Below are 12,960 nucleotides of genomic sequence, written 5' to 3'. Positions count from 1 at the left end.
CCGGTTTGAAAGAAAGTCAGAACCGGGGCCACGGCCTGGGGTTGTCGCGAAAGCGGCCGGATTTCTCATGCGCCCCGTGTGAAGCGTGCGCACGCGTCCACCGGACGCGCACGCTCCCGCGGCGGGCGGCCCGGTGGTGGACTGGGTACCGGTCCTCCTCGGAAAGGCCCGCTCCCGGCCGGCGGCTCCCGGCGGCTTCCCCCGCCGGCCGGGGGCGGGACGGGCCCGGCCGCCTCAGATCTGCCAGGAGCGGAGCCGGTCGGCGGCGCCGTACACGTCGGTCTTGCCGGAGATCAGGTCGCGGGTCAGGTCGACGAGCGCGCCGTAGGGCGGGTCGATGCCGACGCCGCTGACGAACATGTAGGCCACGGCGGTGGCGCAGGCGAAGCGGGCGTTGGCCGCGGGCAGCGGCTTGAGCACGGCGAGGGTGTGCAGCAGCGCGGCGGCCCGCCAGGCGGCGTCGGAGTCCACGCCGAGCCGGGGTGGGTCCACCCGGTGCCGGGCGACGGCGGCGACCAGCGCGGAGAAGTCGTCCACGGCGGGCTGGTCCGGCAGGACCTCCTCGTGCCGCTGGAGCAGCCACGGGACGTCGATGTGGATGACGGAGGGCATCGCTCAGGCGGCCTCGCCCTTGGCGGGGCGCTCGTCGTCGGGGAAGGCCGCCGCGAACTCCTCGGCATGACCGGCGAAGAAGCGGCGGAACGCCTCGGCGCCCTCCTGGAGGGCCCGGTGCCGGGCGATGTCGGCGGCGGCGGCCTCGCGCACGAGGGCCTTCATCGACGTACCGCGCTCCTTGGCGATCTGCCGCAGGTCCTCTAGTTCCCGTTCGCTGAACTCCACGTTGAGAGCTGGCATGCCCCTCACGGTACCGCGCGGGTACTCACGCGTAAATATGCCCAGGTCAACGCGGTCTCGGTGCGGTACCGGCCGTTCACCGGTCGGCGCGGGCGCACCCGCCGCGGCCCGGTCGGCCGGGCCGGGTCTTCCACGACGCCGCCTGACCGCTCCCGGGCCGTCCCCGCCCCGTCACACGTCCAGCCGGCTGATCCGCACCGCCCCCTTCGTCTGCCCCGGGTACGCGCTGGTGAGCGTCAGCCGCAGCCGGGAGCCGCGTACCGCGTCGAAGGTGACGGCCGTCGGGCTGTCGGAGGCGGTGGCCCACTCCACCTTCGTCCCGGTCACCGGGACCCAGGCGTGGCCGTCCCACACCGCCACCTCGGCCCGCGCGGGCAGGGTGTGGCCGGCGTCGACGGTGAAGGAGACCGTGACCCGGTCGAAGGTCCGGGTGCGCCCGAAGTCGACCGACACCCAGTCCTTCGGCCGGGCCCCACCGAACGCCGGCAGCAGCGCGGTGGCCTGCTTGACGAAGGCGTTGGACCAGCCGGTGGCCGGGTCGCCGTCCAGCATCGCGGCGGGCAGGGTGTCCGGACGGCCGCAGTAACTGGCGTCGGCGTGCGGGTGGCCGGGCGGCGTCGGGTGGCCGGGCCGGAAGCCGGCGGGTTCGGTCGTCGCGGCCGAGCGGGCCGGGCTCGTGACCAGGCGGGCCGTGCCCGTGCGCAGGCCGTCCACCCGGGCGGTGACCCTTTAGGGTGCCGGGCCTGGTGCCGGAGCGGACGATGGCGAGGGCCTTGCCGTGGAAGGCGGTGCGGGTGCTCGCCTGGTAGCGCTCGGCGCTCTCCTGGCGGCCGTTGTCGACGCCGGCCAGGGAGCCGCCGGTGACGTCGAAGGCGATGAGGTGGTCCGCGTCGGGCACGACCACACCGTGCGCGTCGACGATCTCGGCGGTGACGAAGGCCGGCGAACGCCCGTCGGCGGCGAGGGACGTACGGTCGGCGGTGAGCCGTACGGCGTGCGGGGCACCGGCCGTACGCAGCACGTCGGTGGCGACAGCCTTGCCGCCCCGCCGGGCCACCGCCTTCAGCTCACCCGGCCGGTACGGCACCTTCCAGCTCAGGTGCAGCTTGCCCGCGCTGCCGTTGGGGCTGGTGTAACTGCCCGGGTAGGGGCCGTCGGTGAAGGTCTTGTCGTCGCCGGTGGGTTCGGTGGTCTCCAGGTAGCCGCGGCCGTCGGTGGTCCGCTTGACGTCGAACTCCCTCACTCCCAGGGACTCTCCGTTGAGGAAGAGCTCGACGGTGGGCACGTTGGCGTACGCCCACACCTCGACGGTGTCGCCCTCCTCGTGGTTCCAGGTCATGGGCAGCAGGTGGACCATCGGCTCGGTCGTCCACTGGCTCCTGAAGAGGTGGTACATGTCCTTGGGGAAGCCGGCGGTGTCGACGGCGCCGAAGAAGGACGCCTTGACCGGGAAGACGTCGTACGGCGTCGGTTCGCCGATGTAGTCGATGCCGGACCACAGGAACTGGCCCGCGAACCACTTCCGGTCCCGGTCCTTCTTGTGCCCGTACTCGCCGCTCATCGTCCAGGAGGCGAGGTTGTTGTCGTACGAGGAGACCTCCCGCCCGCCGGGCGTGTGGTTCTCGCCCGTGTTGAGGTGCTCCGGCTCCTGGTAGGTGCCGCGGGTCGAGGTCTCCGCGGAGGACTCGGACTCGAAGAGGAACAGGTGCGGGTAGGCGGCGTGCAGGGCGTCCACCGACTTGGCCGTGTTGTAGTTGAGGCCGAGGCCGTCCAGTCTGGCGAGCATCAGGTCGGCCGCCGAGCCCTTGGCGGGTACGCGCCGGTACTTGTCGGAGCCGATGACGAGCGGCCGGGTGTCGTCGGCGGCCTTGACGGCGGCGATGATCCGGTCCGCCATGGCGAGCCCGGCGGTGGAGGTGGAGTCGGGGATCTCGTTGCCGATGGACCACAGCACCACGGCGGGCGAGTTGCGGGCGGCCAGGACCATCTCGGTGGCGTCCCGTTCGCACCACTCGTCGAAGAACCGGCCGTAGTCGTACGTCGTCTTGCCGGTGCGCCAGCAGTCGAAGGCCTCCACCATCATCACGATGCCCAGCTCCTCGCAGACCTGGATCATCTGCGGCGAGGGCGGGTTGTGGGAGGTGCGGAAGGCGTTGACGCCCATCGACTTCATGATCCGCATCTGCCGGCGCACGGCGTCGACGCTGATCGCGGCGCCGAGCGCGCCCTGGTCGTGGTGGAGGTCGACTCCCTTGATCTTCGTGTACGCGCCGTTGAGGGAGAAGCCCTCCTCGGGGTCGAAGCGGAAGGTGCGGATGCCGAAGGGCGTGTGGTGGGTGTCGGTGGTGCGGCCCCCGACGCGCAGCTCGGTGTGCAGGGTGTAGCGGTGCTCCGGGGTCGCGAAGTCCCACAGGAGCGGCTCGGGGACCGTCAGTTCATGGGTCTCGGTGGCCTCGTCCGAGACGGCGGCGGTGGTGACCGTACGGGCGACGGTACGGCCGTCAGGAGCGACGACGCGGGAGCGTACCTCCACGTCCGCCCCGGTGCCGGAGGCGTTCCGCACGGTGGTCCGCACCCGGACCAGCGCCCGGTCGGCAAAGACCTCCGGCGTGGTGACGTACGTGCCCCAGCGGGCCACGTGCACCGGCTCGGTGATCACCAGACGGGCCTCGCGGTAGATGCCGCTGCCTGAGTACCAGCGGCTGCTGGGCAGCTGGTTGTGGACCTTGACCGCGAGCACGTCGGCGGTGGTGCCGTCGGTGTGGACGAGGTCGGTGAGGTCGAAGGCGAAGCCGGTGTAGCCGTAGGGGTGGCGGCCCACCTCGGTGCCGTTGCAGTAGACGTGGGCGTCCATGTAGACGCCGTCGAACTCGACCGAGATCCGCTTGCCGGCACAGTCGCACGGGAGGGTGAGGGCGAGCCGGTACCAGCCGAGGCCGCCCGGGAAGAAGCCGGTGCCGCTGGTGGTGCCGTGATCGGTCGTGGGGGTCTGCTCGATGCTCCAGTCGTGGGGGACGGCGACCTCGCGCCAGGCCGAGTCGTCGTGGCCCGGGTCGGCGGCCCGTGCGTAGGCACCGGTGGGGTCGGCGCCGTCCGGGTCGGCCAGGGCGAAACGCCAGCCGTCCCGCAGGGGCACGGTGTGGCGCCCCCCGGCGGCGGGCGCGCCGGCGGCGAGGGCGGCCGGAGCCGCGGAGATGTCCAGGAGCGTCCCGGCCGCGGGCGCTGCCGTGGCTGCGACCAGAACCGATCTGCGCGTGACCGACATGGGCGGCTCTCCCTCATCAGGGCCCAGAAATACTCATAACTGATCGCGAACAAACAGATTCTGACGTTCAGCCACACACGATCGTCAAAGGTCCGGAACCCTGCGAGTACCGTCGGCGGCACATCGGCCGGATGTGCCCCTTGACCGTCCCCCGGCGTGTTCGACGGGTCGGCCCGGCGGCCGGGAATCGGGGCTCATGGGCGGGTGCGAAGCACTAGGCTGGTACACGAGTGGTGCCACCTGTTCACTGTGAGTGTGCGCTTGGGAGCGGCGACGATGAGCCGGGTCTATCCGTTCGACGATGCGGCGACGGCCCGGGCTGTCATCGGCCACGACGGAACGCTGGTGGAGTGGAACGAGGGCGCCCGCCGCCTGCTCGGCCACCCGGCCGACGCCGTCCTGGGCCGTCCCGCCGCCGAGCTGCTGGCCGACGCCGGCATCCCGGTGCCGCCCACGGGCCCCCGCTGGGCGGGGACGGTCGGATTGCGCCACCGGGACGGCCGTACCGTCCTCGTGTGGCTGCTCGCCCACCACCGCCCGCCGCACGACGGGCACCCCGGTGACTGGCTGGTGGTCACCCCGCTCACCGGCACCGATCCGCCCGCCGGGGACGACCCGCTCACCGAGGCGGGCCTGATCCAGTCGCCGTGCCCGGTCGCCGTGTACGACGACCGGCTGCGGCTGCGCCGGATGAACGAGGCGATGGCCGGCGTCGTCGGGCTGCCCGAGGCGCGGGTACGGGGGCTGCGGCTCGCGGAGATCGGCGGCAGACCGCACAGCGAGGAGCTGGAGGAGAGCATGCTCCGGGTGCTGACCTCGGGCCGGCCCCTGGACGTGCAGACCTTCATGCGCACCGGCGGCGAGGACCGGGCCCACGCCTGGCTCGCCAGCATGGCGCCGGTCCGGGACCCGGCCGGCCGGGTCCGGGGCGTGTGCCTGGCCGCGCACGACATCACCGACAACCACCGCGCCCGGCAGCGGCTGCAACTGCTCAACGAGGCCAGCGTGCGCATCGGGACCACGCTCGACGTCACGCGTACCGCACAGGAGCTGGCCGACATGTGCGTGCCCGCGCTCGCCGACTTCGTCACCATCGACCTGCTGGACCCGCAGGAGTACGGCGATGAGCCCCCGGCCCGCATCACCGCGCCGGTACGGCTGCGCCGCGCCGCCCACCAGTCGGTGCTGCCGGACCTGCCCGAGGTGGTGGTCCGGCCCGGGACGACGGAGGAGTACCCGGCCCTCTCCCCCCAGGCCGACTCGCTGACCGCGGGCCGCACGATCACCGCCACCGTGTCCGCCGGTGACCTGGACCAGTGGCTGGCCTGGCACCCGGTGCGCGGCGAGCGGGTGCGGCGGTACGGCATCCACTCCTCGATGTCGGTGCCGATCCAGGCCCGCGGACTCACCCTCGGGGTCGCGGTGCTCACCCGGCACCGCAGCCCGGACCCCTTCACCGCGGACGACGTGCTGCTGGCCGAGGAGATCACCGCGCGGGCGGCCGTCTGCATCGACAACGCCCGCCGCTACTCGCGCGAGCGGGAGACTGCGCTCGCGCTCCAGCGCAGCCTGCTGCCCCGCTCGCTGCCGCGCACGGCCGCGCTGGACGCCTCCTCCCGCTATCTGCCGGCCGCGCGGGCCGGCGTGGGCGGGGACTGGTTCGATGTGATCCCGCTGTCCGGGCTGCGGGTCGCGATGGTCGTCGGGGACGTCGTCGGGCACGGCATCCAGGCCTCGGCCACCATGGGCCGGCTCCGCACCGCCGTGCGTACCCTCGCCGACATCGACCTGGCCCCGGACGAGCTGCTCACCCACCTGGACGACCTGGTGCTGCGGCTGTCGGAGGACGCCGGCGCCGAGGGCAGCCCGGGGGAGGTCGGCGCGACCTGCCTGTACGCCGTCTACGACCCGGTGTCCCGCCGCTGCGCGCTGGCCCGCGCCGGGCATCCGCCGCCCGTGCTGCTGCGGCCGGGCGGCCGGCCGCAGCTGCTCGACCTGCCCGCCGGTCCCCCGCTGGGCCTCGGCGGGCTGCCGTTCGAGTCCACGGAGGTGGACCTGCCCGAGGGCACCGTCCTCGCCCTGTACACGGACGGTCTGGTGCAGTCCCGGGAGCGGGACCTGGACGCCAGCCGCGAGCTGCTGTACCGGGCGCTGCGGCGGGACACGGACTCCCTGGACGAGGCGTGCGACGGTGTCCTGCACGCCCTGCTCCCGGGCGGGGCCGCGCCGGACGACGTGGCGCTGCTGCTGGCCCGCACCCGGGGCCTGCCCGCCTCGCAGGTGGCGACCTGGGACATCCCCGCCGACCCGGCGCTGGTCGCGCCGATCCGCAAGCAGGTCGTGGACCAGCTGGACGCCTGGTCGCTGAGCGAGGCGACGTTCACGGCGGAGCTGGTGGTCAGCGAGCTGGTCACCAACGCCATCCGGTACGGGGCGCGGCCGATCCGGCTCCGGCTGATCCACGACGCGACCACGCTGATCTGCGAGGTCTCCGACACCAGCCACACCGCGCCGCACCTGCGCCGGGCGAAGACCTTCGACGAGGGCGGCCGGGGCCTGCTGCTGGTCGCCCAGCTCACCCAGCGCTGGGGCAGCCGGCACACCCCCGACGGCAAGACGATCTGGGCCGAGCTGCCGCTGTACGAGGAGGACCGGTAGGCGCGGGGCCGCGTCTCAGGAGGCGGCCAGCCAGGGCCGCACCTGTTTGCGGGCCTCGTGCAGCCGGGACTTGAGGGTGCCGAGCGGGATGCCCGCGCGCTCGGCGGCCTCGGCGTAGTCCAGTTGGCAGATGTCCCGGTAGACCAGCGGCGCCACCAGATGCGGATGCTCGCGCTCCAGCCGGTCCAGGGCCTCCAGCAGATCCACCCGGGAGCCGGCGATGACGCTGGTGGTGCGCGGGTCGACGGCGTGTGCGGGCTCGATGGCCGCGGGCTGTTCGGCGGCCCGCCGTTTCAGCTCGCGGTACTTCTGCCGGCAGCAGTTGGCGACGACGGTGTACAGCCAGGTGCCGAAGCGGCTGCGGCCCTGGAAGCCGGTGATGTGCCGGGCGACCTGGAGCAGCACGTCCTGCGCGGCCTCCTCGGCGTCCTCCCGGCAGGGCAGGAAGCGCGCGCAACGGCGCACGACCTCGGGCCGGATCTCGGTCAGCAGCCGGTCCAGGGCCCCGCTGTCGCCGGCCGCGGCGCGCCGGGCGAGGTCTTCCGTCGGCGCCTGGTCCTGCACGGACGGGCCCCCCTCCAAGTCGATCTCAGGCCAGGCATGATAGTCGTATGCACCCCCTGGAGCGGATCGGCCGCCACCGCCTCGAACGGCCGCTGGGCAGCGGCGCCTTCGCCACGGTGTGGCTCGCGCACGACCCCGAGCTCCAGGCCCCCGTGGCGGTGAAGGTCCTCGCCGAGAACTGGTCGCACCGGCTCGACATCAGGGAGCGCTTCCTGTCCGAGGCGCGGCTGCTGCGCCGGGCCGGGTCCAGCCGGGTGGTGCAGGTCTACGACATCGGGGAACTCCCGGACGGCAGGCCGTACTTCGTGATGGAGTACGCCGCCGGCGGGACCCTCGCCGATCTGCCGGCGGGCGGCCCGCTGCCGGTGCGGGAGGCGCTCGCGCTGACCGCCGAGGCCGCGCGCGGCGCCGCCGCGCTGCACGAGGCGGGCATCGTCCACCGCGACATCAAGCCGACCAATGTGCTGCTGCACACCGCCCCGGACGGCACCCGCCGGGTGCTGCTGGCCGACCTGGGGCTGGCCAAGAGCCTCGCGCAGGCGTCGGTGCTGACCCTGGCGGCCGGTTCGGCGGGCTACCAGCCGCCGGAGCAGGCCGAGCCGGGCGAGGGCATAGACGAGCGGGCGGACGTCTACAGCCTGGGCGCGGTCGGCTACGAACTGCTCACCGGGACCGTCCCGGGCCCGCCGGGGAAGGTGGTGCCGCCCCGGCGGCTGCGGCCGGAGCTCGCCGCGGACGTGGAGCGGGCGCTGCTGCGCGCGCTGGAGCCGGACCGGGCGCGGCGCTGGCCCGGCGCCCTGGCGTTCGCCCACGAGCTGGAGCGGCTGGCCGCGGGTCCGTCGGTGCGGCCCGCGCGGCGCCTGGACGGGGTGCGCGGCCGGCTCAACACCGTGACGCTGGCCGTGGCCGCGGTCCTCGCCGCCACGGCCGCCGCGGTCACGGTGACCGTGGCGCTGCACCGGGACGACGGCACGGACGACGGGGTGCGCATCGCGGACGCCACCGGGCGGGTGACCCTCCGGGTGCCCGCCGGCTGGGGCCGCGAGCTGCGCGACTCCGGCTGGGACCCGCACGCGCTCGGGCTGCCGGCGGGCCACGAACCGGGTCTCGTGGTGGCCGACGACCTGTCCCGCTGGTCCGATCCGAAGGCCGCCGTGGACGGGGTGTTCGTCGGGGTCGGCGGGCGCGGCGACGTCACCGCGAAGGTGAAGGCGCTCGCGCACCCCGGCTGCCGCTACGCGGGCGCCCACAGCTTCACGGACCCCGACTGGCACGGGCTGGTCCGGTCCTGGAGCGGCTGCCCGGACGGCGGCTCGATCACCGAGTCCGCGCTGGCACCGGCGGGCGGGGCGGCGCGGTCGCAGGTGTACGTACAGGTGCGCGAGCGGGGTGACGGCGGCGCCACCGACGGCGTGCTCCGCTCGCTGCGGGTGGCCTGAACGCGCCTGCCCGGGGGCGGGGCGGGGAAGAGAACACGACAGAACCCGGCGCGTCCCGAACTTTTCCGGCGGTCCGTGCATCGGACGGAGAGGACGGCGCACCCGGCGCCGTAGGCACGCGTTCCCGTCGCGTGCCGTGACCTCCAGGAGTGTTGAGCGACATGGTGTACACCCCCCGGTCCGCCCCCCGGTCCGCGCGGCACGGGGCCCTGCTCGTGAGCACGGTCGCCGTGCTGGGCCTGCTGACCGCCTGCGGCAACGGCACGAGCGCGCAGGGCGACGCCCCGGCCACCGTCTCGGGTACGGCAGCCCCCGCGACAGACGGCACGACGAGCCCGGCGCCGCCCGCCACGGCCTCCTCCGCCACCGGCACCGGCTCGCCGGCCGCGCCCCGGACGACGGCGTCCCCGGGCGGCGCCACGGCCACGAGCGCCACGGCCGCGGCGAGCACCCGCTGCCACACCTCCGAGCTGCGCGCCTCCGTGGGCCGCAACGACCCGGGCGCCGGCCAGGAGAACTTCCCCGTGGTCCTCACCAACGCCTCCGCCCGGACCTGCACCCTGCACGGTTATCCGGGCGCGGCCTTCGTGGGCGCCTCCGGGGACCAGCTCGGTCCGGACCCCCAGCGGTCCCCGGGCACCCCGGTGACCGTCACGCTCAAGCCCGGGCAGAGCGCCTGGGCGGGGCTGACCTTCTCCAACCCGGGGGTCAGCGGGGCGAAGACGGCCACGCCGGCCGCGCTGCTGGTGACCCCGCCGGACGAGCGGGACCAGGTCAAGGTGGTCTGGAAGGGCGGCTCCGTGCCGGTCTCCGGCAACTCCTCGACCGTCCGTCTGACGGTGTTCACCCCCGGCGCCGGGCCCTCCTGACCCGACGCCCCCGCGCGCGGACCCCGCTGTCACTCCCCCGAGGCAGCGGGGTCCGCCACGTCGGCGCCGGCCGCGTTTGTCATGCTGGCGCCACAACTGTCACAGGACGGCAACAGCCGCCGCGATCCGCGATCTTTTCCCGCCCCCCGGTCATCGAACCCGGTCGACCGCACAGCGAAGTGGCCCCCACCAGGGGCCGTGACCAGGGAATCGGGGAGAAGATGAGCGGGATCTCACGCAGGCGGATGCTGGCGTCCGGGGCGGTGGCGGGCGCCCTCGGGACACTGGCCGCCTGCTCCTCCGGCACCGGCCTGAGGACCGGTGGGCCGGACCCGGCGGACGGGAAGGGCACCGCGCAGGCCCGGCCGGTGAAGCCGATCGGCGACGGCTCCACCGCAGACACCGGCGCCCAGCCGCACCAGCCGGAGCCGGAGCGGCTGCGTCCGGGCCGGCGGCCCCCGCAGTTCGTGGTGTTCTCGTGGGACGGCGCGGGCGAGCTGAGCAACAAGCTGTTCTCCCGGTTCCGCAAGGTGGCCGCCGACCACGGCGCCGGGATGACGTTCTTCCTCAGCGGCATCTACACCCTGCCCGAGTCCAAGAAGCACCTGTACCGGCCGCCGCAGCACCCGGTCGGCGCCTCCGCGATCGGCTACCTCGCCGACCGGCACATCCACGCCACGCTCCAGCAGGTGCGCGCGGCCTGGCTGGAGGGCCATGAGATCGGCACCCACTTCAACGGGCACTTCTGCGGGGCGACCGGCGTGCGCAACTGGTCCCCGGACGAGTGGCGCAGCGAGATCGACCAGGCGGTGGACTTCGTGACGAAGTGGAAGACCAACACCGGCTTCACCGACCTCGACCCGTTGCCCTTCGACTACCGCAAGGAGCTGATCGGCGGCCGTACTCCCTGTCTGGAGGGCCAGGCCCGACTGCTGCCCACCGCCGCCGCGCTCGGCTGGAAGTACGACGCCAGTTCCCCCGGCGGCCTCCAGGTCTGGCCGGGCAAGGTGCAGGGGGGCAGGCTCTGGGACTTCCCGCTCCAGTCCATACCGTTCGCCGGGCACTCCTTCCAGGTCCTCTCGATGGACTACAACATGATGTTCAACCAGTCCGGCGGGAACCCGCTCGGCGACCGCGCGCAGTACGACACCTGGCGCGTCCAGGCCCGCGACACCTACCTGGCCGGTTTCCGGCGGGCCTACGAGTCCAACCGCGCGCCCCTCTTCATCGGCAACCACTTCGAACGCTGGAACGGCGGCATCTACATGGACGCCGTCGAGGAGGCGATCGGGAAGATGGCCACCTACGATGAAGTGCGGTTCGTGTCCTTCAAGCAGTTGGTTGCCTGGCTGGAGGCGCAGGACCCTGCGGTGCTGCGCAAGCTGCGCACGCTCGTGCCCGGGCAGTCCCCGGCTGGCGGCTGGGCGGAGTTCCTGGGCGCGGCGGGCGCCGGGGCGTCGTAGCCCGTTCGGAATCATCTGTTTTGATGGGCGGGCACCCTCGATCCACTCCGGAAGGACCCGCCCTGAACACCCCGCTCGCCGAGGCCCTGTCCGCCGTACTGCTGGTCGCCGTGCTGGCCTGGGCCGTCGTACGGCCCTTCGGATGGCCGGAGGCGGTCATGGCCGTGCCCGCCGCCGGGATCGCCGTCGCGACCGGCGCGATCTCCCTCGGCCATGCGCGGGCCGAGGTGGAGCGGCTCGGCCCGGTGGTCGGGTTCCTGGCGGCGGTGCTGGTGCTCGCCCACTTCTGTGACGTGGACGGGCTGTTCCAGGCGTGCGGGGCGTGGACGGCGCGGTGGGCGGCGGGCCGTCCGGTGCGGCTGCTGACGGCGGTGTTCGCGCTGGCGTCGGTCATCACCGCCGTCCTCAGCCTGGACGCGACGATCGTGCTGCTCACCCCGGTGGTCTTCGCCACGGCCGCGCGGACGGGCGTCCGGCCCAAGCCGCACGTCTACGCCTGTACGCATCTGTCGAACACGGCGTCGCTGCTGCTGCCGGTGTCCAACCTGACGAACCTGCTGGCGTTCGCGGCGAGCGGGCTGAGCTTCACCCGGTTCGCGGCGCTGATGGCACTGCCGTGGCTGGCCGCGATCGGCGTCGAGTACCTGGTGTTCCGGCGGTTCTTCGCCCGGGACCTGGCGGCGGCGGCCCCGGCGGGCCGGGACACCGGTGAGACGCCCGAGCTGCCGCTGTTCGCGCTGGTGACCGTGGGCTGCACGCTGGCGGGGTTCGTGGTGGCGTCGGCGTTCGGCGTGGAGCCCGCCTGGGTGGCCGCGGCGGGCGCGCTGGTGCTGGCCGGGCGGGCGCTGGTGCGCCGTAAGGCGGGTCCGCTGAGCGTCGTACGGGCGGCGGCCCCGGCCTTCCTCGCGTTCGTGCTGGCACTGGGCATCGTGGTGCGGGCGGTGGTCGACAACGGGCTCGCGGACGTGCTCGGGCGGGTGATGCCGGGCGGCACCGGACTGCCCGCGCTGCTCGGGATCGCCGCGCTGGCCGCCCTGCTGGCCAACCTGATCAACAACCTGCCCGCGGTCCTGGTCCTGCTGCCGCTGGCGGCACCCGCCGGCCCGGGGGCCGTCCTGGCCGTGTTGCTCGGCGTGAACATCGGCCCCAACCTCACCTACGCCGGGTCGCTGGCCACGCTGTTGTGGCGGCGGATCGTCCACCAGCACGAGCACGACGTGGACCTGCGCGAGTTCACCCGGCTCGGGCTGCTCGCCGTGCCGTCCTCCCTCGCCGTCGCGGTGGTGGCACTGTGGTGGTCGCTGCGGATCGTATGACGGGTAGTGGGCGAAGGAGGCCGAGGAATGCGCGTGATCGTCTGGCTCGTGGAAGGCACCTGGCCCGCCTGCGTGGACGCGGTGCGCGCCCACGCACCGGGTGACGCCGAGGTGGTGCTGCTCCATGTGAGCGGGCCGGAGGTGCCGGCGGTGGCGCACGGGGCCTTCGCCGGGCTGCTCGGGCGGCGGAGCCAGGACCCGGGTGACCGCCTCGAAGCGCTCGGCGTCACGTCGGCGACCGCCCTGCTCGACGCGGCGGCCGAGCGGCTGGGCCGGCCGTGCGTGCGCGAGGAGCGGTCGGGCCGGGTCGAACGGGAGGTCGTGGCCGCCGCCGAGGGTGCCGGGCTGCTCGTGCTGGCGCGGGACGGGGACCGGTCCCGGCTGGGCCCGAAGAGTCTCGGCCCGGCCGTCCGCTTCGCCGTCGACCACGCGCCCTGCCCGGTCCTGCTGGTCTGGCCGGAACCGGCCCCGCGTCTGGACACGATCCCGCCACCGCCGCCGCACCACCACCCCTGACCCAGCGGCGCCGGC

The 12,960-nt window shown here is 74.0% G+C and carries 9 protein-coding genes and 1 pseudogene; 6 read left to right on the top strand and 4 right to left on the bottom strand.

Annotated features, from left to right (window positions below; translation table 11 throughout):
* Positions 1–234: 234 nt before the first annotated feature.
* The 3 genes and pseudogenes from IE273_RS20995 to IE273_RS20985 form a co-directional block, all read right to left on the bottom strand.
* Positions 235–612, bottom strand: coding sequence for a toxin Doc (locus tag IE273_RS20995; RefSeq protein WP_189816713.1), 378 nt, complete (start codon positions 610–612; stop codon positions 235–237).
* Between the two features lie 3 nt (positions 613–615).
* On the bottom strand, positions 616–855 hold the full coding sequence (locus IE273_RS20990; RefSeq protein ID WP_030344647.1) for a hypothetical protein: 240 nt from the start codon (positions 853–855) through the stop codon (positions 616–618).
* Positions 856–1,026: 171 nt separating this feature from the next.
* Positions 1,027–4,120 (bottom strand): annotated as a pseudogene (locus IE273_RS20985) (glycoside hydrolase family 2 TIM barrel-domain containing protein).
* Between the two features lie 276 nt (positions 4,121–4,396).
* On the opposite strand from IE273_RS20985, the gene IE273_RS20980 reads away from it, so the two are divergent.
* Positions 4,397–6,778: a SpoIIE family protein phosphatase gene (locus IE273_RS20980; protein WP_189816712.1), complete on the top strand. Its 2,382-nt coding sequence runs from the start codon at positions 4,397–4,399 to the stop codon at positions 6,776–6,778.
* 15 nt (positions 6,779–6,793) lie between these two features.
* Here the strand turns inward: IE273_RS20980 and IE273_RS20975 are convergent, their stop codons facing one another.
* The gene (locus IE273_RS20975) at positions 6,794–7,342 is read right to left on the bottom strand and encodes an RNA polymerase sigma factor (protein ID WP_189816711.1); all 549 of its coding nucleotides are present in this window, start codon (positions 7,340–7,342) and stop codon (positions 6,794–6,796) included.
* 47 nt (positions 7,343–7,389) lie between these two features.
* On the opposite strand from IE273_RS20975, the gene IE273_RS20970 reads away from it, so the two are divergent.
* From IE273_RS20970 to IE273_RS20950, 5 genes are all read left to right on the top strand, one after another.
* Positions 7,390–8,781 carry a serine/threonine-protein kinase gene (locus IE273_RS20970; RefSeq protein WP_189816710.1) on the top strand — a complete coding sequence of 464 codons (1,392 nt, stop codon included), beginning with the start codon at positions 7,390–7,392 and terminating at the stop codon, positions 8,779–8,781.
* Between the two features lie 161 nt (positions 8,782–8,942).
* The gene (locus IE273_RS20965) at positions 8,943–9,650 is read left to right on the top strand and encodes a DUF4232 domain-containing protein (protein ID WP_189816709.1); all 708 of its coding nucleotides are present in this window, start codon (positions 8,943–8,945) and stop codon (positions 9,648–9,650) included.
* Between the two features lie 221 nt (positions 9,651–9,871).
* Positions 9,872–11,113: a polysaccharide deacetylase family protein gene (locus tag IE273_RS20960; protein ID WP_189816708.1), complete on the top strand. Its 1,242-nt coding sequence runs from the start codon at positions 9,872–9,874 to the stop codon at positions 11,111–11,113.
* Positions 11,114–11,136: 23 nt separating this feature from the next.
* The gene (locus IE273_RS20955) at positions 11,137–12,429 is read left to right on the top strand and encodes an arsenic transporter (protein WP_189816707.1); all 1,293 of its coding nucleotides are present in this window, start codon (positions 11,137–11,139) and stop codon (positions 12,427–12,429) included.
* 27 nt (positions 12,430–12,456) lie between these two features.
* The gene (locus IE273_RS20950) at positions 12,457–12,945 is read left to right on the top strand and encodes a universal stress protein (protein WP_189816706.1); all 489 of its coding nucleotides are present in this window, start codon (positions 12,457–12,459) and stop codon (positions 12,943–12,945) included.
* Positions 12,946–12,960 lie beyond the last annotated feature (15 nt).

Origin of the sequence: Streptomyces olivaceoviridis (assembly GCF_014650115.1) — a bacterium.
Lineage (GTDB): Bacteria > Actinomycetota > Actinomycetes > Streptomycetales > Streptomycetaceae > Streptomyces > Streptomyces olivaceoviridis.
This window is presented reverse-complemented; position numbering and strand designations above follow the sequence as displayed.

What these genes read in the sequence shown, in the direction of transcription:
- IE273_RS20995 (WP_189816713.1), bottom strand. Translation starts at nt 612, where the DNA reads ATGCCCTCCGTCATCCACATCGACGTCCCGTGGCTGCTCCAGCGGCAC.
- IE273_RS20990 (WP_030344647.1), bottom strand. Translation starts at nt 855, where the DNA reads ATGCCAGCTCTCAACGTGGAGTTCAGCGAACGGGAACTAGAGGACCTG.
- IE273_RS20980 (WP_189816712.1), top strand. Translation starts at nt 4,397, where the DNA reads ATGAGCCGGGTCTATCCGTTCGACGATGCGGCGACGGCCCGGGCTGTC.
- IE273_RS20970 (WP_189816710.1), top strand. Translation starts at nt 7,390, where the DNA reads ATGCACCCCCTGGAGCGGATCGGCCGCCACCGCCTCGAACGGCCGCTG.
- IE273_RS20965 (WP_189816709.1), top strand. Translation starts at nt 8,943, where the DNA reads ATGGTGTACACCCCCCGGTCCGCCCCCCGGTCCGCGCGGCACGGGGCC.
- IE273_RS20960 (WP_189816708.1), top strand. Translation starts at nt 9,872, where the DNA reads ATGAGCGGGATCTCACGCAGGCGGATGCTGGCGTCCGGGGCGGTGGCG.
- IE273_RS20955 (WP_189816707.1), top strand. Translation starts at nt 11,137, where the DNA reads ATGGGCGGGCACCCTCGATCCACTCCGGAAGGACCCGCCCTGAACACC.
- IE273_RS20950 (WP_189816706.1), top strand. Translation starts at nt 12,457, where the DNA reads ATGCGCGTGATCGTCTGGCTCGTGGAAGGCACCTGGCCCGCCTGCGTG.